General features: G+C 70.9%; 24 protein-coding genes. 12 read left to right on the forward strand and 12 right to left on the reverse strand.

Features of this window, described 5'->3' with window-relative positions:
* The first annotated feature begins 112 nt into the window (after positions 1 to 112).
* Together trhA and ACWPOB_RS11540 are read left to right on the forward strand one after the other, a co-directional pair.
* Positions 113 to 781: a PAQR family membrane homeostasis protein TrhA gene (gene trhA, locus ACWPOB_RS11535; protein WP_100056698.1), complete on the forward strand. Its 669-nt coding sequence runs from the start codon at positions 113 to 115 to the stop codon at positions 779 to 781.
* Positions 782 to 843: 62 nt separating this feature from the next.
* Positions 844 to 1,758 (forward strand): mechanosensitive ion channel family protein, encoded by a 915-nt coding sequence (locus ACWPOB_RS11540; RefSeq protein ID WP_100056697.1) that lies wholly within the window; start codon positions 844 to 846, stop codon positions 1,756 to 1,758.
* Between the two features lie 12 nt (positions 1,759 to 1,770).
* Here ACWPOB_RS11540 and ACWPOB_RS11545 read toward each other — a convergent pair whose 3' ends face one another.
* From ACWPOB_RS11545 to mca, 3 genes are read right to left on the reverse strand one after another with little or no spacing between them, the layout of a single operon-like run.
* The gene (locus ACWPOB_RS11545; protein ID WP_455400885.1) at positions 1,771 to 3,795 is read right to left on the reverse strand and encodes a thioredoxin domain-containing protein; all 2,025 of its coding nucleotides are present in this window, start codon (positions 3,793 to 3,795) and stop codon (positions 1,771 to 1,773) included.
* A gap of 10 nt (positions 3,796 to 3,805) precedes the next feature.
* A complete protein-coding gene (locus tag ACWPOB_RS11550; protein ID WP_455400886.1) occupies positions 3,806 to 4,081 on the reverse strand; it encodes a hypothetical protein in 276 nt (91 codons plus the stop codon).
* Entirely contained in the window at positions 4,078 to 4,956 is an 879-nt protein-coding gene (gene mca / locus ACWPOB_RS11555) for a mycothiol conjugate amidase Mca (protein ID WP_455400887.1), read from the reverse strand. Before mca ends, ACWPOB_RS11550 begins: the two co-directional genes overlap by 4 nt.
* 154 nt (positions 4,957 to 5,110) lie before the next feature.
* Here mca and ACWPOB_RS11560 point away from each other — a divergent pair, with 154 nt between their 5' ends.
* Both ACWPOB_RS11560 and greA read left to right on the forward strand, forming a co-directional pair.
* A complete protein-coding gene (locus tag ACWPOB_RS11560) occupies positions 5,111 to 5,542 on the forward strand; it encodes a DUF4307 domain-containing protein (protein ID WP_029542204.1) in 432 nt (143 codons plus the stop codon).
* A 222-nt stretch (positions 5,543 to 5,764) separates the two neighbouring features.
* Positions 5,765 to 6,259, forward strand: a complete 495-nt coding sequence (greA, locus tag ACWPOB_RS11565) for a transcription elongation factor GreA (RefSeq protein WP_003935085.1) — start codon at positions 5,765 to 5,767, stop codon at positions 6,257 to 6,259.
* A gap of 92 nt (positions 6,260 to 6,351) precedes the next feature.
* Here greA and ACWPOB_RS11570 read toward each other — a convergent pair whose 3' ends face one another.
* The 3 genes from ACWPOB_RS11570 to ACWPOB_RS11580 all read right to left on the reverse strand — a co-directional run bounded on the left by ACWPOB_RS11570 (position 6,352) and on the right by ACWPOB_RS11580 (position 10,648).
* A complete protein-coding gene (locus tag ACWPOB_RS11570) occupies positions 6,352 to 7,746 on the reverse strand; it encodes an NlpC/P60 family protein (protein ID WP_455400888.1) in 1,395 nt (464 codons plus the stop codon).
* Between the two features lie 292 nt (positions 7,747 to 8,038).
* A complete protein-coding gene (locus ACWPOB_RS11575; protein WP_100058573.1) occupies positions 8,039 to 9,193 on the reverse strand; it encodes a cystathionine gamma-synthase in 1,155 nt (384 codons plus the stop codon).
* Positions 9,194 to 9,262: 69 nt separating this feature from the next.
* Positions 9,263 to 10,648, reverse strand: coding sequence for a cystathionine beta-synthase (locus ACWPOB_RS11580; RefSeq protein WP_455400889.1), 1,386 nt, complete (start codon positions 10,646 to 10,648; stop codon positions 9,263 to 9,265).
* Positions 10,649 to 10,768: 120 nt separating this feature from the next.
* Between ACWPOB_RS11580 and ACWPOB_RS11585 the strand changes: the two genes are divergently transcribed.
* A complete protein-coding gene (locus tag ACWPOB_RS11585; protein ID WP_455400890.1) occupies positions 10,769 to 11,731 on the forward strand; it encodes an SGNH/GDSL hydrolase family protein in 963 nt (320 codons plus the stop codon).
* On the opposite strand, the gene ACWPOB_RS11590 is transcribed toward ACWPOB_RS11585, so the two are convergent.
* The 3 genes from ACWPOB_RS11590 to ACWPOB_RS11600 form a co-directional block, all read right to left on the reverse strand.
* Positions 11,728 to 12,579, reverse strand: coding sequence for a Bax inhibitor-1/YccA family protein (locus tag ACWPOB_RS11590; protein WP_029542200.1), 852 nt, complete (start codon positions 12,577 to 12,579; stop codon positions 11,728 to 11,730). The two genes, ACWPOB_RS11585 and ACWPOB_RS11590, sit on opposite strands and share 4 nt — an antisense overlap.
* Before the next feature lie 96 nt (positions 12,580 to 12,675).
* A complete protein-coding gene (locus ACWPOB_RS11595; protein WP_455400891.1) occupies positions 12,676 to 13,821 on the reverse strand; it encodes a class I SAM-dependent methyltransferase in 1,146 nt (381 codons plus the stop codon).
* Positions 13,815 to 14,174: a hypothetical protein gene (locus ACWPOB_RS11600; RefSeq protein ID WP_455400892.1), complete on the reverse strand. Its 360-nt coding sequence runs from the start codon at positions 14,172 to 14,174 to the stop codon at positions 13,815 to 13,817. The genes ACWPOB_RS11595 and ACWPOB_RS11600 overlap by 7 nt, the downstream gene beginning before the upstream one ends.
* A gap of 161 nt (positions 14,175 to 14,335) precedes the next feature.
* On the opposite strand from ACWPOB_RS11600, the gene ACWPOB_RS11605 reads away from it, so the two are divergent.
* The gene (locus ACWPOB_RS11605) at positions 14,336 to 17,830 is read left to right on the forward strand and encodes a protein kinase domain-containing protein (protein ID WP_455400893.1); all 3,495 of its coding nucleotides are present in this window, start codon (positions 14,336 to 14,338) and stop codon (positions 17,828 to 17,830) included.
* Positions 17,831 to 17,895: 65 nt separating this feature from the next.
* Positions 17,896 to 18,912: a magnesium transporter CorA family protein gene (locus ACWPOB_RS11610; protein WP_100056384.1), complete on the forward strand. Its 1,017-nt coding sequence runs from the start codon at positions 17,896 to 17,898 to the stop codon at positions 18,910 to 18,912.
* 25 nt (positions 18,913 to 18,937) lie between these two features.
* On the opposite strand, the gene ACWPOB_RS11615 is transcribed toward ACWPOB_RS11610, so the two are convergent.
* Positions 18,938 to 19,129: a hypothetical protein gene (locus ACWPOB_RS11615; RefSeq protein WP_029542193.1), complete on the reverse strand. Its 192-nt coding sequence runs from the start codon at positions 19,127 to 19,129 to the stop codon at positions 18,938 to 18,940.
* A 136-nt stretch (positions 19,130 to 19,265) separates the two neighbouring features.
* On the opposite strand from ACWPOB_RS11615, the gene ACWPOB_RS11620 reads away from it, so the two are divergent.
* Positions 19,266 to 19,463: a CsbD family protein gene (locus ACWPOB_RS11620; protein ID WP_006935789.1), complete on the forward strand. Its 198-nt coding sequence runs from the start codon at positions 19,266 to 19,268 to the stop codon at positions 19,461 to 19,463.
* A 72-nt stretch (positions 19,464 to 19,535) separates the two neighbouring features.
* Here ACWPOB_RS11620 and ACWPOB_RS11625 read toward each other — a convergent pair whose 3' ends face one another.
* Positions 19,536 to 21,047 (reverse strand): DUF4389 domain-containing protein, encoded by a 1,512-nt coding sequence (locus tag ACWPOB_RS11625; RefSeq protein ID WP_455400894.1) that lies wholly within the window; start codon positions 21,045 to 21,047, stop codon positions 19,536 to 19,538.
* A 364-nt stretch (positions 21,048 to 21,411) separates the two neighbouring features.
* Between ACWPOB_RS11625 and ACWPOB_RS11630 the strand changes: the two genes are divergently transcribed.
* The 3 genes from ACWPOB_RS11630 (at position 21,412) to ACWPOB_RS11640 (ending at position 22,774) form a co-directional block, all read left to right on the forward strand.
* Positions 21,412 to 21,555, forward strand: a complete 144-nt coding sequence (locus tag ACWPOB_RS11630) for a hypothetical protein (RefSeq protein ID WP_006935784.1) — start codon at positions 21,412 to 21,414, stop codon at positions 21,553 to 21,555.
* Positions 21,556 to 21,829: 274 nt separating this feature from the next.
* Entirely contained in the window at positions 21,830 to 22,531 is a 702-nt protein-coding gene (locus ACWPOB_RS11635) for a type 1 glutamine amidotransferase domain-containing protein (RefSeq protein WP_455400895.1), read from the forward strand.
* A gap of 93 nt (positions 22,532 to 22,624) precedes the next feature.
* Positions 22,625 to 22,774 (forward strand): hypothetical protein, encoded by a 150-nt coding sequence (locus ACWPOB_RS11640; RefSeq protein WP_165036986.1) that lies wholly within the window; start codon positions 22,625 to 22,627, stop codon positions 22,772 to 22,774.
* 18 nt (positions 22,775 to 22,792) lie between these two features.
* On the opposite strand, the gene ACWPOB_RS11645 is transcribed toward ACWPOB_RS11640, so the two are convergent.
* Positions 22,793 to 24,286, reverse strand: coding sequence for an amidase (locus tag ACWPOB_RS11645; protein ID WP_455400896.1), 1,494 nt, complete (start codon positions 24,284 to 24,286; stop codon positions 22,793 to 22,795).
* A gap of 145 nt (positions 24,287 to 24,431) precedes the next feature.
* Between ACWPOB_RS11645 and ACWPOB_RS11650 the strand changes: the two genes are divergently transcribed.
* Positions 24,432 to 24,611 carry a hypothetical protein gene (locus ACWPOB_RS11650; protein WP_100056381.1) on the forward strand — a complete coding sequence of 60 codons (180 nt, stop codon included), beginning with the start codon at positions 24,432 to 24,434 and terminating at the stop codon, positions 24,609 to 24,611.
* Positions 24,612 to 24,633: the final 22 nt, after the last annotated feature.

Below are 24,633 nucleotides of genomic sequence, written 5' to 3' on the forward strand. Positions count from 1 at the left end.
GGCGGTCGTGGCCGACGCCCGTGCGCCGGCCTCCGCCCCGCCGCGGATCCGGCACACCGCGAAAGTTACGGAAGCGTAGGTTACTCTTCGGTACCGAAGGGAGGCCCCGACCATGACGGTTTTCGGGATCGACGAACTGCCCGTGAAGCCGCGGATGCGCGGCTGGATCCATCTGTGGGCGTTCGGCGTCGCAGTGGTGGCCGGCATCGCGCTGGTGGTCCTGTCGCAGACCGTGGCCGATCCGCCCGCGGGCTGGTCGACGGTGATCTACAGCCTCACCGTCTGCGGTGTGTTCGGCGTGAGCGCCCTCTATCACCGCGTCCACTGGCACGATCCGCGGGCACGCACGTGGATGAAGCGTGCGGACCACTCGATGATCTTCCTGTTCATCGCCGGCAGCTACACCCCCTTCGCGACGCTCGCCCTGCCGCCGGAGACCGGCCGCACCCTGTTGTTCGTGGTGTGGGCCGGCGCCCTCGCGGGGGTCGCGCTGAAGATGCTCTGGCCCACCGCGCCGCGCTGGGTGGGAGTCCCGCTGTACCTGCTGCTCGGCTGGGCGATCGTCCCCGTCGCCGGTCAGCTGATCGACGAGGCGGGCATCGTCCCGATGGTGCTGCTGCTCGTCGGCGGCATCCTCTACAGCATCGGCGCGATCCTCTACGCCACCAAGTGGCCCGACCCGTGGCCGCACGTCTTCGGCTACCACGAGTTCTTCCACGCGGCGACCGTGCTCGCCGCGCTGTGCCATGCCGTTGCCGTGTGGCTGGTGGTGTTCGGGTAAACCCGTTCGGACGAAGATCACATCGGTGGCAGCCGCGGCACGGATCCGTAGACTCGGCCGGGATGACTGTTCAGCGACTGGCATTCGAACTGACCGAAACCAACCGGGAGTGGCTCGTCGAGCGGCCGCTGACGATCGCGGGATACCTCGTGGCAGCGCTGATCCTGAGGTATGTGCTGCACCGGTTCATCGACCGGATGACGAAGCCGCGGCACCAGAACGGCAAACCCGGACTGCTCCGGCCCTTCCAGGAACGCGCCCCCAAGGGCCTGCCGGGCGTGCTGGTCAACGAGCGGCGCACGCAGCGCGCCGAGACGATCGGCTCGGTACTGAAGTCCGGCGTCTCCGTCGTGGTTCTCGTCTGGTGCGTCCTGCAGATCCTCGGCACGCTCGGACTCAACGTCGCGCCGTTCATCGCGTCCGCCGGCATCGTCGGCGTGGCCCTCGGTTTCGGTGCGCAGAACCTGGTGCGTGACTTCATCTCCGGAATGTTCATGCTGCTCGAGGACCAGTACGGCGTCGGCGACGTGGTCGACCTGGGCGACGCGGTCGGCACCGTCGAATCCGTCGGCCTGCGGGTCACCACCGTCCGCGACATCAGCGGCACCCTCTGGTACTGCCGCAACGGCGAGATCCTGCGCGTGGGCAACATGAGCCAGGGTTACGCCGTCGCCGTCGTCGACGCCCCCATCGCCCACGCCGCCAACGTGCACCGGGCCTGCGAGGTGGCCCTGCGCGCGGCCCTCGAGACGGTCGAACGCGACGACCTGGCCGGCGACATCCTCGAGCCGCCCGAGATGCTCGGCGTCAACTCCGTCACCCCCGAGTCGGTGACGCTGCGGATCACCGTGCGCACGCGTGCCGGCAAGCAGTGGGCCGTGCAGCGGGCGATCGCCCGCGCAGTGCTCGAGGCGTTCGACGGCAACGGCATCGACGCTCCGCTGCCGGCGCTGCTCACCCCGTCCCGCGCCGGCTGAGCCCCGGCCCGCTCAGGCCGAGAGCACCGCGCGCAGTTCGGCCTCCGTCGTGACCGGCCTGTCGCACACGTATCCGCGGCACACGTACGCCGCCGGCCCTCCGTCGACCAGCGGGCGGTCGGCCAGCAACGGTGACGAGTCCGGGTCCCCGCCGACCACGACGGCGCCGCCGGGGGCCGCCTGCCGCACGACGGAGAGCAGCTCGCCGCCGCCGACCACGGCCACCTGGATCGGGCCACGCACCGCCGCCTCGGCGACCGTCAGCCAGTGCCCGGCCGAGCGCGGCGCCCGTTCGAGCAGCACCACCGCCGACCGCAGCGACGCGTCCGCCGCGTCTGCGTACCGCGGGTCCTCGGGCACGACCGCGGCGAGGGTGAGCAGGGCCTCGGAGATCAGCGCCGCCCCCGACGGGGTGGCGCCGTCGATCGGGTCACGAGGCCGCGCCACCAGGGTTTCGGCATCGTCGGCGGTGTCGAACCAGCTTCCGGGCCGCGCCGGATCCTGGAAGTGCGTCAACGCGACGTCGGCGAGGGCCCGGGCCGGGTCGAGCCACGCGGCGTCGCCCGTCGCCTGGTACACCGCCAGCAGGGCGGTGACGAGGGCGCCGTAGTCCTCGAGCACACCCGCCGGGGCGCCGACCGTGCCGCCGAGGGAGGCCCGCCGGAGCCGTCCGTCCACCAGGTGCAGGTCCAGCAGGGCCCGGGCGCAGTCGACGGCCGCGTCGACCCAGTCGGTGCGGCCGAACGCGGCACCGGCCTCGGCCAGCGCGGTGATCGCGAAACCGTTCCACGCCGTGACGACCTTGTCGTCGCGGCCGGGCTGCGGCCGCTGCAGCCGGGCGGCGAACAGCTCGGCCCGCACCCGCTCGTAGCCCTCGTCATCGTCCGGGTCGGCGAGCAGCTGCAGCACCGACGAGCCGTGTTCGAAGGTGCCGGCGTCGGTCACGGTGAACAGCTCGGCCGCCCACTGCGCGTCGTCGCCGAGGACCTCGGCCAGCTGCCCGGGGGTCCACACGTAGGTCAGGCCCTCGACCCCGTCGGTGTCGGCGTCGAGTGCGGAGGCGAAGCAACGCCCGGCCGTGCGCAGGTCCCGCAGCAGGAACTCGACGGTCTCCTCGGTGACCCGTCGCACCCAGGGCGCCGACGTCCGTCGCGCGAGGTGCGCGTACATCCGCAGCAGCAGCGCGTTGTCGTAGAGCATCTTCTCGAAGTGCGGGACCACCCACCCGGCGTCGACGCTGTAACGGGCGAAGCCGCCGGCCAGCTGGTCGTAGATGCCGCCCCGCGCCATCGCTTCGGCCGTCCGCTCGACGAGGGACAGCACGGCCGGGTCCCCGCTGCGCTCGTATCCGCGCAGCAGACCCTCGAGCAGTGCGGACGGCGGGAACTTCGGGGCGCCCCCGAACCCGCCGTGCACCGCATCCTCGTCGGCGGCGACGGCGGCGTCGGCGGCGTCGAGCAGCACGGCGTCCACCGGGCGCTCGCCGGGAGCGAGGCCGCCGCTGCCGCGGCGCAGCTCCGAGACGATGGCGACGGCGGACCGGTGCACGTCGGCGCGACGATTACGCCAGGTCTCGGCGATCGCCTCGAGCAGCTGGGTGAACGAGGGCATGCCGCCGCGCGGCATCTTCGGGTAGTAGGTGCCGCAGTAGAACGGGGCGCCATCCGGGGTGAGGAAGCACGTCATCGGCCAGCCGCCCTGCCCGGTCATCGCGACGGTGGCGTTCATGTAGATCGCGTCGATGTCCGGGCGTTCCTCCCGGTCCACCTTGATGCACACGAAGTGCTCGTTCATCAGCGCGGCGGTGGCCTCGTCCTCGAACGACTCGTGCGCCATCACGTGGCACCAGTGGCACGCCGCGTACCCCACGGACAGCAGGACCGGCACGTCCCGCTCCCGAGCCCAGGCCAGCGCCTCGTCACCCCACTGGTGCCAGTGCACCGGGTTGCCGGCGTGTTGCCGCAGGTAGGGGCTGGTCGCCTCGCCGAGGGTGTTCCGGTTGCGGATGTCGGGCACCGACGGCTCCGGGGGTGTCACGACACGCCCGTCAGTTGGTGGCCATCGGGGGCTGGGGCTGGTCGGGTTTGCGGCTCTCCGCGGCCCCGCGATCGGTCCCCTCGTCCGCGGCCTGGTCCGGCTCCGGATGCTCGGGCTCGAACGTCTCGGGCAGCTTGCCGAGCCGCTTGTTCATCGAGCGGATCAGCAGGGCGGTCGCCACGAGCAGGATCACGATGAGCGCGAGACCGAGCGGCGACGCCTTGCCGAATTCGGGGCCGGTGGGGTCCTGGGCCAGAACCTCGGCCGCCAGCATGCCTACCGTCATCTCACCTGTCCGTCCTCGAGGCCCGCGAACAGATCCGTTTCGGGGATCGCCGTGTGCACGCGGGTCTTGGCCAATTCGAATTCCTCCGTCGGCCACACCTTCTGCTGGATGTCCAGCGGCACGGCGAAGAAGGAGCCGTTCGGGTCGATCTGCGTCGCGTGGGCGCGCAGTGCGTCGTCCCGCTTCGGGAAGTAGTCGCTGCAGGTGATCTGCGTGGTCACCCGCGCCATGATGTCGCCCTGCTCGGTGCGCCACCGCTTGAGCCATTCCTCCATGGGGAACGGTTCGCCGCGCCGCTCGTACTCCTCGCGGAACAATTCCAGGCGCTTGCGGATGAACCCGTGCGAGTAGTACAGCTTCTGCACCTTCCACGCCGGTCCGGCCTCGGGGAACCGATCCGGGTCGCCGGCCGCCTCGTACGCCGCGACGGATACTTCGTGGCAGCGGATGTGGTCGGGGTGCGGGTAGCCGCCGTTCTCGTCGTACGTGGTCATCACGTGCGGCCGGAACTCGCGGATCACCTCGACGAGCTTGCGGGTCGGTTCCTCGAGGGGCACCAGCGCGAAGCAGCCCTCGGGCAGCGGCGGCTTCGGGTCGCCCTCCGGCAGTCCGGAGTCCACGAAGCCGAGCCAGCGGTGCTGCACGCCGAGGATGCGGGCGGCCGCGGCCATCTCCTCGCGCCGGACCTCGGGCATGCGGTCCTGGATCCCGGGGATGTCCATGGCGGGATTGAGGATGTCGCCGCGTTCACCCCCGGTGAGGGTGACCACCAGCACGTCGTGCCCTTCCGCGGCATAGCGGGCCGTCGTGGCGGCACCCTTGCTCGACTCGTCATCGGGATGGGCATGCACGGCCATGAGCCGTAGTCCGCTCACGTCTTTCCTCCACCTCGCCGTCGGCTGCATCGTCGCTGCCCGGACCACCGGCACTGCGAGCCGGCGTCCTGGGTTCCTCCCCTATAGTTCCACCTGACACGTCCATCGTCAGCCACGCCCCCGCGGCCTTCGCGGGTGCACGAAAGTAAATGTGATGACCGACACCACCCCGATCGACCGCTATCCGACCGGCCGCTACCCGGCGACGGGCGGATCCCGCCGCACCTGGTTGTGGGCGCTGGTCGCGGTCGGGCTCGTCGTCGGGGTGGTCGGGGCGTTCCTGCTCTACCAGAAGTTCGGCACCCCGGAGATCGAGAGCGACGTCGTCACCTACACCGTCGTCGACGACTCGACCGTCCAGGTGCAGTTCACCGTGACGCGGAAGGATCCGTCGCAGGAGGCGGTGTGCATCATCCGCTCGCGGTCGAAGGACGGGTCCGAGACGGGCCGCCGCGAGGTGCTGATCCCCTCGTCCGAGTCCGGCACCCTGCTGATGGACGCCCCGGTGGTGACGTCGCAGCGCCCGGGCATGGCGGACATGTACGGCTGCAGCTTCGACGTGCCCGAATACCTGCGCGCACACTGACCGCACGCTGCGGATTCCGTGGTGGAGACCACGTTGGTGCTAGAATCGCCGGATACACGGTTCCACCCTTTGGGGCCGTGTATTGCTGCATAGGAAGCAGTGCGGTCCTGTTCGCCACTGGCTTGGGGGGAACGTTCGAGGGATCCGCGTTGCCGTCGTCGCTGCGAGTGCGGCGACCAGTCGACGGAGCCGGGGGCTCCAACCCGAAGGAAGTGATCGAGGATGACCGAGACCCAGGTGACCTGGCTGACACAGGAGTCGTACGACCGACTCAAGGCAGAACTCGACCAGCTCATCGCGAATCGTCCCGTCATCGCGGCCGAGATCAACGAGCGCCGTGAAGAGGGCGACCTCAAGGAGAACGGCGGCTACCACGCCGCTCGCGAGGAGCAGGGTCAGCAAGAGGCCCGGATTCGTCAGCTGCAGGAACTGCTGAACAACGCGAAGGTCGGTGTTGCGCCCACGCAGTCCGGCGTCGCGCTGCCCGGCTCGGTCGTCACGGTGTACTACGACGGCGACGAAAGCGACAAGGAAACGTTCCTCATCGCCACCCGTGAGGAAGGCGCCCGGGGCAACGAGATCGAGATCTACTCCCCCAGCTCCCCGCTGGGCGGTGCCCTGATCGACGCGAAGGTCGGCGAGACCCGCGAGTACACGCTCCCCAACGGCAGCACCATGAAGGTGACGCTCGTCAGCGCGGAGCCGTACCACAGCTGATCGGCGGCAGCCGCCTCGCGGCTCGGCCGGCACGACGTGAGGGCCCGACCGGTCTCCGGTCGGGCCCTTCTCGCGCGCCCTGGGCAGGCGGCTCAGAGCAGGCGCCGGGCCTTCATGTCGGGGAAGACCGCCCCGACGCGCACCACGTCCCCGAACGTCGGGGCGTGCACCATCTGGCCACCGCCGATGTAGATGCCCACATGCCCCGGCCCGTCGGACTGCCAGTTGCCGAACACCAGATCCCCCGGCCGGGCCAGCTGGATCGGGATCTCGGTGCCGACCCGCCACTGCGTCTGCGAGGTGCGCGGCAAACTCACCCCGGTCGCCGCGTACACCGCGTACGACGTCAGGCCCGAGCAGTCGAACCCGCCCCCCGACGGACCGTTGACGTTGCCGCCACCCCACACGTACGGCAGCCCCAGATACCGGAACGCCAGGTCCACCACCCGGTTGCCGGTCTCGGTCATCCCCGGCAACCCGAGCCCGAAGAACGGCGAGAGCAGCCGCGCGAACACCATCTCCGTCGCCCGGATCTTCGCCACGTACGGCTTGGTCTGGTTCTCGTAGTCCGGCGACCCGGACGGCATCCCCCCGGACCGGCGCACCGCCCCCAGCCCGGCGTTGTACGCCGCCAACGTCAGGTCCAGGGTGTCCCCGCGCACCACCCCCTGCGCCTTCCACTGCTCGATCTGCCGGTAGTTGTCGCACAACAGATTCCCCGACGCCATCACCGGGTCGGCGATGCCCAGCACATCGGCCCGCCCGTCCCCGTCGGCGTCCTTGCCGTAGGCATCCCAGGTGCCGGGCATGAACTGTCCCGGCCCCTTCGCCCCCACCGGCGAGACCGGGGCGCCGGGCCCGTACCGGAAGCCGTTCTCCGCCGAGTACAGCGCCGCCAGCACCGGCGCGCCGACCCCGTCGCACAGCTGGCCGGCCTTGCGCAGCCACGGCGCGAACACCGCGATCGCTCCGATCGGCGCCAGGTTCGTGCCCGGCAGGATCGCCGGGATCGACGGCAACGTCACCGCGCCGCCACCCCACGCCGGACCCGGCGCCCACCCGCCGCCGCCCGTTGCCCCGGTCGCCGGCGCCCCGAACACCGACGGCCGTCCCGCCGGCGCGGCCGGCGCCAGCACCGACGGCACCTGTTCGAGCACGGCCTGCACCGGATTCTCCACCGGCGCCGGCGGCGGTTCGAGCACCGCGGCCGCCTCCGCCGGCAGGTGCGGCAGCAGCGCGTCCTTCGCCGCCGACGTCGCGTCCGCCACGGCCTGTTCCGCCGCCGGACGCATCGGCTCGGGCAACCCCGCCACCAGATCGGCGACCTGCCGGTCCGTGGTCGCGGCGGAGGCTTCGGCCGATGCCTGGAACGACTCGACCGCCTGCGTCACCTGTTCCTTGATCTGATCCGGGATGTCCGCTCCCTGTACCAGGGCACTCGCCGCCGTGGCCACCGCCACAATCACTGCCGACGGGTCAACTGACATACGCGAACTCCCCCATCCCTCTGACGACCGACTTCACCGTACTTGTGATCTCCGTCACCGGTGCGGTTTCGTTACTTGGATATCACGCACAGGTAGGAACCTGTTTCAGTTTCGCTGTTGTGACGCGCCACACAGCGAACTCGAAGTTACATCAACAGGGAGGGCGGCGCTCGGGTCACCGCGTCGTCAGCGCGATCGACCGGGAGGTTCGGGGGTCGAGGGGGCGGTTCCCGGCGGCGACATGCGAGAGGAGGCGGCCACATCCGCCCCCTCGCCGCAGCCACCTCCGGGTTTACGCCTCCAGCGCCTGCTCGATGTCCGCGACGAGGTCGGCGGCATCCTCGATGCCGACGGACAGGCGTACCAGGTCTTCCGGGACCTCGAGCAGCGACCCGGCGGTCGAGGCGTGCGTCATCGCGCCCGGGTGCTCGATCAGCGACTCGACACCACCGAGGGACTCGGCGAGGGTGAAGATCTCGGTGCGTGCGCAGAAGTCGAGGGCGGCCTGCTTGCCGCCGGCCAGGCGCAGCGAGACCATGCCGCCGAACCGGCGCATCTGCTTCGACGCGACGGCGTGGTCGGGGTGCGCCTCGTGGCCGGGGTAGATCACCTGGGCGACGGCGGGATGCCCGTCGAGCAGCTCGACGATCTTCTCGGCGTTGTCGCTGTGCCGTTCCATCCGCAGTGCCAGCGTCTTGATGCCGCGCAACGTCAGGTACGCGTCGAACGGGCCCGGGACGGCGCCCGCACCGTTCTGCAGGAACGCGAACCTGGTGTCGAGTTCCTCGTCGTTCGTGACCAGCGCGCCGCCGACCACATCGGAGTGGCCGCCGAGGTACTTGGTGGTCGAATGCAGTGCGACGTCGGCCCCCAGGGCCAGCGGCTGCTGCAGGTACGGCGACGCGAACGTGTTGTCGACCACGATCTTCGCCCCACCGGTGTGCGCGACGTCGGCGAGGGCCGCGATGTCACCGATGTTGAGCAGGGGGTTCGTCGGGGTCTCGACCCACACCAGCTTGGTGGTGGGCCGCATCGCCTCACGCACGGCGTCGACGTCCGAGATGGGCGCGGGCGTGTACTCGATGCCCCACTGCGTGAACACCTTGTCGATCAGCCGGAAGGTGCCACCGTAGGCGTCGTTGGGGATGACGAGGTGATCGCCGGGCCGCAGCACCGAACGCAGCAGGCAGTCGGTGGCGGCCATGCCGGAGCTGAAGGCCCGGCCGAAGGTGCCCGCCTCGATGGCCGCGAGGTTCGCCTCGAGCGGCTTGCGGGTCGGGTTTCCGGTGCGGGCGTACTCGAATCCGCCGCGCATCCCGCCGACGCCGTCCTGCGCGAACGTCGAACTCGCATAGATGGGGACGTTGACGGCGCCGGTCGCCGGGTCGGGATCGTATCCGGCGTGGATCGCTCGGGTGGAAAAGCCGTGGCTGCGCTGCTCACTCATGCGGCTCAGCCTAGTCGGGGGCTAACGACGGCGGCCCGGGGAACACTCCCCGGGCCACCGGCGCGGCCGCTACGAGCCGGCGCTGATGAACCCGAGCAGGTCGTGGCGGGTGATCACCCCGACGGGCTTGCCGTCGTCGATGACCAGCAGCGCGTCGGTGTCGCCGAACGCCTTCGTGGCGGCGGCGATCGACTCGCCGACACCGATCAGCGGCAGCGACGGGCTCATGTGCTTCGCGACGGGGTCGGCCAGCCTCGCGCGGCCCTCGAAGACGGCGCTGAGGAGCTCACGCTCGCTGACGCTGCCCGCGACCTCACCGGCGGTGACGGGCGGCTCGGCACCCACGACCGGCATCTGCGAGACCCCGTACTCGCGCAGGATCTCGACGGCGTCGCGGACCGTCTCCGACGGGTGCGTGTGCACGAGGGCGGGCAGCTCCCCCGACTTGCTGCGCAGCACGTCGCCGACGGTCGAATCGTCCGGCTTGCCGTCGAGCGGGGCCCGCAGGAAACCGTACGAGGCCATCCACTTGTCGTTGAAGATCTTCGACATGTAGCCGCGCCCACCGTCGGGAAGCAGAACCACGACGAGCGAGTCCGGTCCCTCGCGCTCGGCGATCCTCAGGGCGGCGACGACGGCCATGCCGCACGACCCGCCGACGAGCAGGCCCTCCTCGCGGGCGAGTCGCCGGGTCATGTCGAACGAGTCCGCGTCGGAGACGGCGATGATCTCGTCGGGAATCGAGGGATCGTAGGCGCTCGGCCAGAAGTCCTCGCCCACACCCTCGACGAGGTACGGGCGACCGGTGCCGCCGGAGTAGACGGAGCCCTCCGGGTCGGCGCCGATCACCTTGACCTTGCCGCCGGAAACCTCCTTGAGGTAGCGGCCGGTGCCGGTGATGGTGCCGCCGGTGCCGACGCCGGCGACGAAGTGGGTCACCTTGCCGTCGGTATCGCGCCAGATCTCCGGGCCGGTGGTCTCGTAGTGGCTCTCCGGGCCGGCCGGGTTGGAGTACTGGTCGGGCTTCCAGCCGCCGGGCAGTTCCCGGGCGAGCCGGTCGGAGACGCTGTAGTAGCTGTCGGGGTGCTCCGGGGGCACCGCGGTCGGGCACACCACGACCTCGGCGCCGTACGCGCGGAGCACGTTGCGCTTGTCCTCGCTGACCTTGTCGGGACACACGAACACGCACTTGTAGCCGCGCTGTTGCGCGACGAGCGCGAGGCCGATGCCGGTGTTGCCGGAGGTCGGCTCGACGATGGTGCCGCCCGGTTTCAGCGCACCCGAGGCTTCGGCGGCGTCGACCATCTTGACCGCGATGCGGTCCTTGGAACTGCCACCGGGGTTGAAGTACTCGACCTTCGCCGCGACCAGCCCCGAACCCGGCTTCGTCACCGAGTTGAGCTTGACCAGCGGCGTGTTTCCGATGAGACCGACGACGGAATCCGCTATGCGCATTCCTCCATGGTCTCAGATGCCTCTGCGCAACGCCGTTCCGGCTGCTCGAGCGACGCATACGATGCACACTGGACACGGCAACTCCAGGGTGTGGTCGTCCCGTCGGAAAGGTGTTCTCCCGTGCCCCGAACGTCCTGGCGCGCCGCGGCGCTGGCCGGCGCGACGGCCGTCGCCGCCGGCTCCGGCGCCGGCGGCGCCTCGTGGCTGACGTACACCTACCTGATGCGCCAGGCGACGGAAGCGAGAGGCGCCATCGGCCGCACCTGGGCGAAGCCGCCCGAGGCGGACGGGGTGTACCTGCCCGGAGCGCAGTCCCCGGTGCCGTGGCGCCGCGCCGTGCCGTTCGACCTGCACCTGATGATCTTCGGGGATTCGACGGCGGCCGGCCTGGGCTGCGTGAGCGCCGCCGAGGTGCCCGGGGTGCTGCTGGCCCGTGCCCTGGCCGACGAGTCCCGTCGCCGGGTCCGGCTCAGCACGAAGGCGATCGCGGGGGCCACCTCGCGGGGCCTGGCGGGGCAGGTCGACGCGATGTACGTGGCGGGCCCGCCGCCGGACGCGGCCGTGATCCTGGTCGGCGCCAACGACGTGACCGCGAAGCAGTCGCTGCATCGTTCGGCGCAGCGGCTGGGCTCGGCGGTGCACCGGCTGCGCGCCGGCGGCGCCGTCGTGGTCGTCGGCACGTGCCCCGACCTCGGGGTGGTCGGCGCGATCCCCCAGCCGCTGCGCACGGTGGTACGGACGTGGGGGCGGCAACTGGCCCGCGCACAGGCCGCGGCGACGTGCGCGGCCGGTGGGCATCCGGTGCCGCTGGCCGACCTGTTGACGCCCGAGTTCCTCTCCGCGCCGGACCGCCTGTTCTCCGCGGACGGGTTCCATCCCTCGGCCGCGGGATACGAGCTGGCGGCCGGCCACCTGCTGCCGGTGCTGGCCGCCGCGCTGGGCCACTGGGCGGGCGGTCCGGTGCCGGAGCCGCCGCTGACGTCGGCGGCGGCCCGGCTGTGGCTGCCCCGGACACGCCGCGGGCCCCGGGAACGGCTGTTCCCGGGGCCCGCGGTCGGCACGGTGGCCGGAGAGATCGGCTAGTCGTTCTGGAAGTACGACAGCAGGCGCAGGATCTCGACGTACAGCCAGACCAGGGTGACGGTCAGACCGAAGGCGACGCCCCACGCGGCCTTCTCCGGCGCCTGGGCGCGGATGAGCTGATCGGCGGCGTCGAAGTCCAGCAGGAAGCTGAACGCGGCGATACCGATGCAGACGAGGCTGAAGACGATCGCCAGGGTGCCGCCGTCGCGCAGGCCCAGGCCGCCGTCGACGAAGAAGCTCGCCACCAGGTTGCCCAGCGCCAGGACGAGGACACCGATCAGCGCGCCGACGATCATGCGCGTCAGGCGCGGGGTCACGCGGATCGCCCCGGTGCGGTAGACGACGAGCATGCCGAAGAACACGCCGAACGTGCCGAGCACCGCCTGGACGATCAGGGTTCCGCCGCCGGCGCCACCGAAGGTGATGTCGGTGAACATGAACGACAGCGCACCCAGGAAGAAGCCCTCGGCGACGGCATAGGCCAGGACGATGGCCGGGTTGTCCATCTTGCGGCCGAAGGTGGCCACGAGGACCAGGACCAGGCCGATGAGACCACCGCCGATGACGAACGGCGCGGCGAGGTTCACGTTGCCGTTGACGAGGACGTAGGAGATCAGCGCCGAGATCGCCAGCACGCCGAGCGTGATGCCGGTCTTGGTGACGACGTCGTCGATCGTCATCGACCGCTCGGTGGTGGGCCGGGCCCAGGGGTCCGCCTGCGCGTACTGCGGCTGGCCGAATTGCTGGGTGACCTGCGCGGCGCCCGCCGTCGCAGAGCCGAACGTGGCGTATCCGCCGCCCTCTTGCTTGGGCAGGTTGCGGAACACCGGGTTACTGGTGGTGCGCACCGTGCACATCCCTTCTCGTGGTCGGTTCTGTCCGTTCAACGATCCGCGGACGCCGGGAGTTCCCCGGACCGGAGCCGAGCACGGACAAACCGGACTCTACCGGGTGCGCACGGAGCGGGTCACGGTGAACTTACGGTTGCGTCCTGCAACTTCTGTGCGGCCGACCGTCCGCTGCAGCATCCCACGATAGTTCAGGTGGGTGTTGTAGACGGTCCACAGTTCACCGCCCGGGCGCAACAGCCGGGCGGCCGCGTCGAACATCTTCACGGCCGCGCCGGTGTGCACGGCGGCGCCGACGTGGAACGGCGGATTGCACAGCACCACGTCGACGGAGGCGTCCGGCAGCGACCCGGCGACGTCGTCGCGCAGTACCTCGACCCGGTCGGCGACGTGGTTCGCGGCGGCGGTGGCGGCGGCCGACGCGACCGCCGCGGCCGACTGATCGGTGGCGATCACCCGCAGCCCGGGGAACCGCCGGGCCGCCGCGACGGCGAGGATGCCGGTGCCGCAGCCGAGGTCGACGGCGGTCTTCGCGTCGCGTGGCAGCCGGGGCAGGAAGTCCAGCAGGAAGCGGGTGCCGATGTCCAGGCGGGAACCGGCGAACGCGGCCCCGTGCGCGACGACGGTGAGTCCGACGTCGGTCACCGTCTCGGTCACCGGGTAGGTCGGCTCGGCGGCGATCGGGCCGCGGGCGGTGAGCACCCGCGACTTCTGCCGGCCCCGGGAGGCACGGACCTCGGTGAAGCTCCGGGCCAGCACCTCGTTCATCGCGGGCGTGATGTGCTTGTCGCGGCCACCGGCGAACACCGTCACGCCGGGGTCGGCATGCCGGGCGACGGTCTCGGCGATCTCGGTGAGCGCGGCAAGCGACCGCGGCAACTGCAGCAGCACCACCCGGGCACCGGTGAGCAGATCGGCCCCGAGACCGTGCACGGTGAAGCGGTCGGACAGGCCTTCGCGCGCGGCATTCGCGGCCAGGGCCCGCTCCCCCACCACCGAGTCCTGGTGCACCCGGATCCCCGCCGTGGAGTACCGCACGGCGACGCCGAGGGTGAGGGCGCCGTAGTGGTCGTCGATCACCGCGACGGTCCCGGCCGGCGCCGCGGCGAGCGCGGCGTCGGCTTCGTCGAGGATCAACCTGTCGGCGGCGTCGACGGCGACCAGGTTGGGCGCCTCCACGTCCGGGAGGCGCCGCAACCGGCCGAACAGCTCGTCGCCGGCAGCAGAGTCGCCGGTCAGCACTGCCCCTTGCCGGCGTTCTCGATGGCGCGCAGCGTTTCGGCCTGCTGTTCCTCGCTCAGCTCCGCCCAACCCGGCAGCGACGTCTGCGCGTCGGCGACGGAGGTCGCGGCCTGGGTGCGGTCCTGCCCCCAGGATTCGAGCTGGTCGAAGTACGGCACCAGGGCGCTGCAGATCTGGTCGTAGCTCTGGCCCAGCTCGATGCCGGTGCTTCCGGTGACCTGGCTCGTGCTCGGCGCGGCGGTGGTGGACTCGGTGGTCCCCTCACCTGCGGAGCCGGAGTCGCCGGACGATCCGCAGGCCGCCGCGAGCAGCACCGCACCCGTACCGAACAGCGCCGCGAGAGTCTTCTTCATCGTTTCCCAATTCCGATCGCAGTGTCGTTTCCCGGAGTTTCCGGCCGTCGTTGCCGGGAGACCCGGCCGGACAACGGTAATGGAGAACCGGCGATCGATCCGTGTCGTGCCCGCCACACCCGGGACTATCCTGGAGGAATCCACGTGAGGTGAGTGCCCCGATGGCAGAGAACGATCCGCTCGCCACCCGGCGAGCCCCGGTCTCCCCCGCCGGCGCGGCGGAGGACGAGACCGTCGAAGATCTGCGCCTCGCGGGGTTCGCGGACGCCGTGGAGATCGGCCGCGGCGGTTTCGGGGTGGTGTACCGGTGCCGGGAGACGGCACTCGACCGCACCGTCGCGGTGAAGGTGCTCACCGCCACGCTCGACGCCGACAACCTCGAACGGTTCCTCCGCGAGCAGCGCGCGATGGGCCGGCTCTCCGGGCATCCGCACATCGTCACCGTGCTGCAGGTCGGCACGACCGGCAGCGGCCGGCCCTACCTGGTGATGCACTACCACCCGCACGACTCGCTCGAGGCCCGCATCCGCCGCTACGGACCGCTGCCGTGGCCGGACGTGCTGCGCATCGGCGTCAAGCTTTCCGGGGCGCTCGAGACGGCACACCGGGCCGACGTGCTGCACCGCGACGTCAAGCCCGCGAACATCCTGCTCACCGAGTACGGCGAACCGCAGCTGACCGACTTCGGCATCGCCCGCATCGGCGACGGCTTCCGCACCTCGTCGGGCGCGATCACCGGCTCCCCGGCGTTCACCGCGCCGGAGATCCTGGCCGGCACGCCGCCCACCCCGGCCGCCGACGTCTACGGCCTGGCCGCCACCCTGTTCTGTGCGCTGACCGGGCACGCCGCGTTCGAGCGGCGCCGCGGCGAGCAGGTCGTCACGCAGTTCCTGCGGATCACGACCGAACCGGTCCCGGATCTGCGTAGCACCGGCGTCCCGGACGACGTGTGCTCGGCCCTCGAACGCGGCATGGCCACCGAGCCGGATGCCCGTCCGCAGTCCGCCGCGGAGTTCGGGGAGCTGCTGCAGCAGGCGCAGGAGCGCGGCGGCTGCGACGTGGACGAGATGGCGCTGCCCGTGGGTCCGGACAGGCTCGGGCCACTGCCGGTCGCGGGGACCACGCACACCACCGGACCGCACCCCACGCCCACCGCGATCACCACGCCGCCGGTGCCGGTGACCCGGTTCCGGCCGCAGGCACCCAGCCGGCCGCTGGTGAAGCGCACCCGGCTCATCGACCGGTTGCGCCTCGGCCGGCGCCGCCGCCTCGTCGCGATCCACGCCCCGACCGGGTTCGGGAAGTCGACGCTGGCCGCCCAGTGGCGAGAGGTCCTCACCGCCGAGGGTGTTGCGGTGGCGTGGCTCGCGGTCGATCGGGACGACAACAACGTGGTGTGGTTCCTCACCCACCTGATCGAGGCGTTCCGGCAGGTGCGTCCGCAGTTCGCCCGTCAGCTGCGGCAGGTGCTCGAGGCCCACGGCGACGACGCCGAGCGGTACGTGCTGTCCACCCTGATCGACGAGATCCACCGGGAGGAGGCGCCGATGGCCCTGGTGATCGAGGACTGGCACCTCGTCACCGCCCCGGGGACCGTCGCCGCACTGGACTTCCTCCTCGACCGCGGGTGCCATCACCTGCAGATCGTGGTGACCAGCCGGAGCCAGGCCGGCTTACCGCTCAGCCGGATGCGGGTCCTCGACGAACTCATCGAGATCGACTCGGACGCCCTGCGTTTCGACGCCGAGGAATCCGATGCCTTTCTGCGCGACGTGAGCGGCCTGGACCTCGAGCCCGAGGACGTCCGCGACCTGACCGACGTCACCGACGGCTGGGTCGCCGCGCTGCAACTGGTGTCGTTGTCGCTGCGCGACAGTGAGGATCCGACCGGGCTGATCGAGAACCTCTCCGGCCGGCACCACGCCATCGGTGAGTTCCTCGCGGACAACGTGCTCGACACCCTCGAGCCGGAGTTGTACGAGTTCCTGCTCGCGACGTCGATCACGGAGGAGATCACCGGCAGCCTCGCCACCGCGCTCACCGGCGAACCGCACGGGCAGGCGATGCTCGAGCAGATCGAGGAGCGGGACCTGTTCCTGCGCCGGGTGGACGACGAGGGCCGCTGGTTCCGCTACCACCGGCTGTTCGCGGACTTCCTGCGCCGCCGGCTCGAACGCGATCACCCCGAACGCGTGGGCGCGCTGCACCGCACCGCCGCGGAATGGTTTGCGCGCCAGCACATGCTGCGCGAGGCCGTGGACCATGCGCTCAGCGCCGACGAGCCGGAACTCGCGGTCGAGATGGTCGCCGCCGACGGGATGCTTCTGGTCGAGCACTCCCACATGACGACGCTGCTGGCGCTGGTCGCGAAACTGCCGCCACGTGTGGTGGCGGCACATCCGCAGCTGCAGATGACCGTGGCGTGGGCGAACGCGTTGCTGCAACGGGCCGACCAGGCCCGCGTCGCCCTCGCCGCGGCACGGGGATGCCTGAGCTGCTGCAACGCGCCCGAGGAGGACATCGCGGTCCTGCAGGTCGAGGCCGACGTCGTCGACGGTGTCATCGCCGCCTCCACCGACCACACCGCCGGCGTCGCGGACAAGGTCGCGCCGTGCCTGGACGACCCGGACACCTTCCGGCCCTGGGTGGTGTCCGTCGCGGCGAACGTGGCGACCTTCGTGGACGTCTACCGGTTCGACTTCGAGGCGGCGCGGCGGCGGCAACGGTGGGCCGAGCCGTACCACCGGGCCACCAACGGCCCCTTCAGCCTCGTGTACGGGCTGTGCCTGCTCGGCATCGCGGCCAACGAGCAGCTCGACCTCGCCGCGGCCGAAAGGCACTTCCGCGCGGGGTTGCGGGCCGCCCGCAAGGGGGGCGGCGTCCACACCCATGCCGCGCGCCTGGCCGCCGCCATGCTCGGGGAGCTGCTCTACGAACAGGGCCGGATCGCCGAGGCCGAAGCCCTGCTCGACGAAAGTCACGAACTCGGAACCGAGGGCGGCGTACCGGACTTCATGATCGCCCGGTTCGTCACGGCCGCGCGGCTCAAGGCGCTGCGCGGCGACCGCGCCGCCGCGGCGGCACTGCTCGACGAGGGAGCGCGGGCCGCCGACGACTACCGGTTGCCGCGGCTGCGTGCCCGGGTGATCAACGAACGCGTGCGGCTCGGCCTGCCGGTTCCGCAGCCCGTCCCGCGGGAGATGCCGGATTCCGACGCCCCGGATCCGGACGGCATCGCGGAGATCACCGCGCAGGTGGAGGACGCCACCGCCATCCGTCTCCTCTACGGCACGGGCCGGGCCGAGAACGTGGCCCGGGCCTGCGACTGGGCCCGGCTGTGGCATCGCCGGGTCTCCGGCCGCGGCCGGTACCGCGCCGAACTGCAGGCGGCGCGGCTGCTGGTGGCGTGCCTGCACGCGGCCGGACGTCTCGAGGAGGCCCAGCACGTGCTGGCCCCCGCGGTGGCCACGTGCGGGCGGCTGGGCATGCTCCGCTATCTCGTCGACGGCGGGGCCCATGTGGTGCCGGTCCTCCCGTTGCTCCGCGACCGGCTGCGGACTCTGCTGTGGCCCCCGGACTGGCCGGCGGTGGACGAGGCCTTTCTCGACGAGATGCTGCGGCTGGCGGAGTCCGGCGGCATGAGCACCGCGCTCTGAGCACCGCCCTCCGAGTACCGGCCGTCGGGGCACGCGTCGACGGCAGGGTAGGGCAGACTGCGAACGTGACCGCTGCTGTTCCCGACCACGTCCGCACCCGGCTCTGGCGCGACGGACGGCTCGTCGCCCAGAACTATCCGCTGGCCGAGGTCTCCGAGCACCTTCAGGAAGAAGGGGCCCTGGTGTGGGTGGACCTGCACGATCCGACGCACCGCGAGCTGTCCGACGTCGCGGACGAGCTGGATTTCGATCCGCATGCCGTCGAGGACGTGGTGGCGCACGCGGAACGCACGAAGGTCACCCGCTACGCCACCCACACCTTCATGACGATCTACGCCACGTCGCTGGCGGACGAGAGCGAGCCGGCCGACGCGCACGGGTCACGGCTCAGGACCACGCGGGTCTCGGTGTTCGTGGTCCCCCGCGGCCTGGTCACGGTGCACCGGGGCACCGGATTGGACGTCGGCGAGGTGATGCGGCGCTGGGACGACAACTCCGATCTGCTCCGGCACGGCACCGCCGCATTGCTGCACGGGCTGCTCGACGTCGTCGTCGACGGCCAGTTCGAGACCATTCAGGGGCTCGACGACGCGATCGAAGAACTGGAGGACGGGTTGTTCGACGAGCGCGCGCACATTCGCGCGCTCCAGCGTCACACCTACCGGGTACGCAAGGAACTCGTCCAGCTGCGCCGGGTCGTGCTGCCGATGCGGGAGGTGGTGGCCGCGGTGATGCGGCACCGGGCCGAACGGGGTAACTCCGTCGAGCTCGACGGCTGGTACACCGACCTGTACGACCACGTGATCCGCGCGACGGAGTGGACCGAGTCGCTGCGCGACATGGTCACCACGGTGTTCGAGACCAACCTCTCGCTGCAGGACGCGCGGCTGAACACGGTGATGAGGAAGCTCACGGGGTGGGCCGCGATCATCGCCGTGCCCACCGCGGTGACGGGCTGGTACGGCCAGAATGTGCCGTACCCCGGCTTCGGGCAGTGGAGCGGGGTGTTGTCGAGCACCGCGATCATCGCCGGATCGGCGGGGATGCTCTACATCGTGTTCAAGCAACGCAACTGGTTGTGACCGGCGCGGCCCGCGTCCGGCCGTGCTACGAGGTTCCTTCGGTGTCGTCGAAGAACCGCCAGTCGTGGTCGCCCTCGACCCTGACCTCCATGCGCCAGCCCAGCTCGCTGTTGTCGGCCTTGGAGTCCACGAACCAGGCGTGCGCGTCGTCCGCGCTCTCGATGTCCTTGGTCGCCACCACTTCGCCCTTGGGGTCGATCACTCGGTAAGTAGCCATGCCCGGGGCTTTCCCCGGTGACGCGGCGGCCAAACCCGCGGCGCGGGGGATTGAGCCGTCCCCGCGGCGCGGGGGATTGAGCTGTCGCGCTGTGGGGTATCCGGCAGCGGAAGCGACCACGGACGAAGGAGGAAACATGGCTGATTTCATCGACAAGGCCAAGCACAAGGCGGAGGACGTGTCCGGTCAGGCCAAGGAGGGAGCGGGCCGCGCGACCGGTGACCGCGACCTCGAGGCGGAGGGCCGGGGCGACCAGGCGTCGAGCAGCCTCAAGCAGGCCGGCGACAAGATTTCCGACGCCGCCGGCAAGGTCAAGGACTCGTTCAAGAAATAGTGCCGCGGCACGCACGCACGCGCGTGGCCTCGTCGACCCTGTCGACGAGGCCACGTCTCATGTCCGGGACCGTCAGCGCCCCTCCCCCGGGCGGGTCTGCTCCCCGGAGGCCGGGTCGCCGTACTGCTCCTTCGAGAGCGGGACCTGCGTTCGGGTAGGGCCGTGTTCGGGCGAGAGGTCGTCGCGCGGCCCCTCCGGTGCCGCGTACTCGTGCAACTCCCGGGGACCCTGGTCGAGCCGGAACGGCGGGTACTCGTCGCGCAGCAGGGCCGCGTAGGCCCACACGCGGAACCGCCAGCGGTTGATGCCCACGACGAGATCGAACAACCCGCCCGGGTAACGGGCGGTGAACAGCAGGGCGATCGCCGCGACGAGCACGAGAATGCCGAGCAGCGACCACGAGTAGGTCCACACCGCGTCGTCCCAGTCGTCGCCGTTCCCCGACGCCGCTGTGGCCCCACCCCCGACGAGCACGGCGAGGATCAGATAGTGCGGGACGGCGAGCAGCCACCACTTGACCAGCACCAGTCCCCGGGAGAGGCGTTCCGGGTAGGGGACGTCGAAATCGGCGGGATAGTCCGTGCGGTGCAGCGTGAAGGGCGGATACCGGTCGGTGCCCAGGGCCGCGTACGTGTAGAACCCGACGCGCCACCACCACCGCATCACGCCGACGTTGAAGTCGAACAGCGGCCGTGGGTAGCGGCCGGTGAACAGGATCGCGAAGCCCGCGACGATCGTCGTGACGAAATGCGCGATCGCGAGGAAGAAGAGCACGATGTAGTGCGGGATCGCCAAGAGCCACTTCACGAGCCACAGCCCGCGCGACGGCGCGTCCGGATCGCCGCGCAGCATCACCGGATAGGCGCCCGGGGCGACGACTGCGGGAGGCGGAGCGTGCGCCGAGGGCGGGCCGTGCCGGCCGAGTCCCACCGCTCCGAGGACGAGCAGCGGCACCCCGATCACCAGTAGCACGAGCCCGCTGATCAGCAGCCACAGCGCAAGCGGTCCCAGGAACGGGAACTGGGCGCCCGCCTGCAGGTCCACCGCCACGCCCGGGGTGGCGTCGGCGTTCATCACGACGATCGACCACACCCCTTCCTGGAATTCCCAGCGCAGCTCCTGGGTTCCCGGGCCGGAGGCCGACGCGGCCCAGAAGTCCTCGTCACCGGGCACCCGGGCGGGGTCGTCGCCTGGGATCTCGCGGTACTCGGCGCGGAACGGCTCGAAGCGGACGTCGGTGAGTTCGGCGTGCGCGACGCCGGACAGGAAGGCGTCGACCTCCGCCTGCGGGCCGATGCCGACGAACACCGGCCGGCCGGGATCCTCCGACGCCGCACGCAATCTGAGCCGGCCGAGGTCCTCGGCGCCGAAACCTGTCGGCGCGTCGTCGAAGACCAGGTCGATGCGCTCGGAGACGAGCGCACTCGAGTCGGTGCGGTAACGCTCGGTGGGAGCGGTGAACCAGCCGTCGTCGCGCTGGGCGAAGTATCCCCAGCCGAGCACTCCGGCGGCGACGAGCAACGCCAGGCCGAGCATCGACAGCAGGACGCCTACAACGAACATGACGATCTTGCCGGCCTTCATATCGGCCTCCGATTCGCAGTGTCGTACACGCGGTCCGCACTCACCGTAGACGCCACCGAACAGGACGAACAAGACTTTGCCCCACCTCGTCGCGCCGGACCCCGCGACACGTCACGCACAGGTTCCATGCGCGTAACGCATCGGCCACCTCCCGCCGTGTAGGGTGACGGCATCGACGACACGTCTCGGTCGATCGCTTCCGATCGGGCGAGTACAGCGTGATTTCGGTCGAGCACCACCAACCGAGCCCTGTCCCGTGACCGTCGTACCCGCATACCGGGTACGGGTGTAGCGGCGGCAGCGTCGGGGTACCACAGCTGCGGCTCCGCCGCCCCGACCCGGCTCGCCGACCCGAAAGGACATCATGCACAACGAAACCGAGTTCCAGACGCCGCTCTTCGTCGAACCCACCACTCCCGGCGACGAGGGGAACACCGAGCCCGTCGCGACCTCGCAGCCGCCGAGCGGTCCGTACGACTACCACGGCATCTTCTCCGCCCGGGCCTGACCCGCCTCACTGCCGGACCGGATTGCGGGATGACAAGCCCGCCAGACGATCCCGGCGGTCTCTGCCCTGGAGGCCCGTGCGACAGGGCCGCCGTCCGGAGGGCGTACAGTGGACGGCGGCCGGTGGGGAAGACCCGGCCACGCGAACGCCCCGGCCCCGCGCCGGGGCGTTCGTCATTCCGGACGCCGTTCGGTCGACGATTGGAATCGGCCGGGAACGGGAACGCAGTCCGAGGGTCGCCCACGATCCTTTCCCGACCGGAAGGACTTCAATCATGACCAAGGTGCTGTTCGTCGTCACCGGAGCCGATCACTGGACGCTGGCCGACGGGACGCAACACCCCACGGGGTTCTGGGCCGAGGAGCTGATCGAGCCGTACCGGGTGTTCACCGACGCCGGATTCGACATCACGTTCGCCACACCGGGTGGCCGCACCCCGGTCGTGGACGAAGCCAGTCTCGCGCCCGACGCCGCCGGAGGCGAGGAGCGCAGCGACGAACTGCGGCAGGCCCTCACCGACCTGAAGCCGGTCCTCGACTCCCCCACCGTGCTCGAGGACGTGCGCGCCGAGGACTACGACCTCGTGTTCGTCCCGGGTGGGCACGGCCCGATGGAGGACCTTGCCGTGTCCGAACCGTTCGGCCGGCTGCTCGGGAACTTCCTGGACGCCGACAAGCTCGTCTCCGTCGTATGCCACGCCCCCGCCGCACTGCTGCCGGCCCGACGCGCCGACGGCGGCTGGCTCTTCGACGGGTACCGGATGACCGGCTTCACGAACGAGGAGGAGACGCAGGCCGGGCTGGCCGAGAAGGCGCCGTGGCTGCTCGAGGATCGCCTCCGCGAGAGCGGCGCCCGGTTCTCCGCGGGACCGGCGTGGCAACCGCACGTCGTGGTCGACCGCCGCCTCTACACCGGGCAGAACCCGGCGTCGTCGCGTGAGGTGGCGGAGCGGGTGGTCGAGGCGACGAAGAACTGATCTCGACCCGAGCGGCGACGCTTGTCGCCATGACCGAGCCGGTGCACGGGGCGTCACATTGCGGACATACCGGTCACCCGGTTTCATGTAGGGGTGCGCCGGCCGTGGAAGTGGAACAAGGAAGAGCCGTTCTTCGGAGACCCCGAAGAGCCTCGTGGCACGGCCGCGATCGTCGTGATGATCGCGGTCGTCGTCGCGGTGGGGGCCGTGCTGTTGCTGACGGCGGGCGCGCCGCTGCCCTGACGCGTGGCAGACACTCCGTCAGGCAGCCGCCGCCGACAACGGCGGTTGCCGGTCGAACCACGGTCGCGCCCGTTCGAGTTCGGCCGCCAGGGACAGCAGCAAACCCTCCTCGCCCAGGGGCGCCACGAACTGCACCCCGAGCGGCAAGCCCGTCGTCGTCCAGTGCAGCGGCAACGAAATCGCCGGCCTTCCGGTCAGATTCGCCAACTGGGTGTAGGGCGTCCGACCGAGGTTCTCGTCCACGATGCGGTCCATGACGCCCACCCGGCGGACGACCCCTCCCAGATGTGCCGCGAGGAGGATGCGACCGGCGGCGCGGACGACGCGGGGGGTGGTCAACTCACCGATCCGCGCCGGCGGGAACGCGAGCGTTGGAGTCAGCAACAAGTCGTACGTCTCATGGAAGGCCGCCAACCGGCGGGCGTATCCGTTCCACCGCTCGAGCGAGGCGAGGTACTCGGACGGCCGCACCGAGTCCCCGAGGGCGGCGAGAAGGCGGGTGTCCATCTCGAATCCCTCGGGACCACACCCGGTGAGCCGACGGGCCCGCCGGATCTCGACGGCCACCCCCGCGAACCACATCGTCAGGAAATCCACTGCGAGGCGACGTTCGTCGACTCCGGTGGCCGCCGGTTCCACGTGGTGCCCGAGTTCGCCGAGCAGGCTCGCCGCATCGGCGACGGCCGCGACGGCCTCCGGATCCACCGGCGTACCGAGCGGCGATTCCGTCGCGAATCCGATGCGGAGCCTGCGGGGTTCTACCGACGCCGCAGAGGAGTACGAATACTCGGGCATGGCAACCAGATACGGCCCCGCCGGGTCCGGACCGGCGAGCACGTCCAGCATCGCCGCCGTGTCCCGGACCGTGCGAGTCACCACCCCGTGGGTGACGGCTCCGTGCAGGAGTTCACCGAACGCGGGACCACTCGGAACCACGCCACGTCCCGGTTTCAGGCCGACCAGCCCGCAGCACGCCGCCGGGATACGGATCGAACCGCCGCCGTCGTTCGCACCCGCCGCCGGCACCACCCCCGCTGCCACCGCGGCGGCCGAACCCCCGGAGGATCCGCCCGGGGTGTGCGCGGGATTCCACGGATTACGGGTGGGACCGTTGACCTCCGGCTCGGTGATGCCCTTCGCTCCGAACTCGGGTGTGTTGGTCTTCCCGAAGATCACCAGTCCCGCCCCGAGCCACCGGTCCACGACCAGCGCGTTGCGCTCGGCGGGCAGTGACGCAAGGGCGCGGCTGCCACTTCCGGTGGGCGTCCCGGCGACGTCCTGCAACAGGTCCTTGACCAGGAACGGCACCCCGGCGAACGGACCGGTGAGCGGTTCGCGGGTCCGGGCACGGGCACGCTCGTCGAGCCGGTACACCACCGTGTTCAGAGTCGGCTCCACAGTGTCGAGTCGGCTCAGCGCCGCCGCGAGCAGCTCCCCCGCGTCGACCTGCCCGCTCGCGACGAGCCCGGCAAGTCCCACGGCGTCGAACCGGCGGTATTCGGCGTAGTCCATGGCTCCGCCTCCTCGGGAACCCGGCTGTGTCTCCTCATTCTCCCGCCGGGGCCTGCGCGAAGGGAGCGCTTTCACGCGATGTTCGCGCGACCGGGTTCGGCCGAATGCGGCCCGATCGGGGCGAGGGCCTGCAACGATTTTGGATATGAAGCACTTTCGGATAGTCAACGAAGACGGGTCCGTCGTCGACCAGCAGCCGTTCGAGACCGAGGACGAGGCCCTGGCGTGGGCGCACACGCATCCGCGGTCGGGAACCCCGGGATGGACCCTGGAGGAGCAGGTCGACGCCGGCTGGGAGAAGCGGGAGAACTCCGAGCGGACCTGACCGCAGCGGACCGGGCTGCTCG

This window comes from Rhodococcus sp. 2H158, assembly GCF_053764755.1.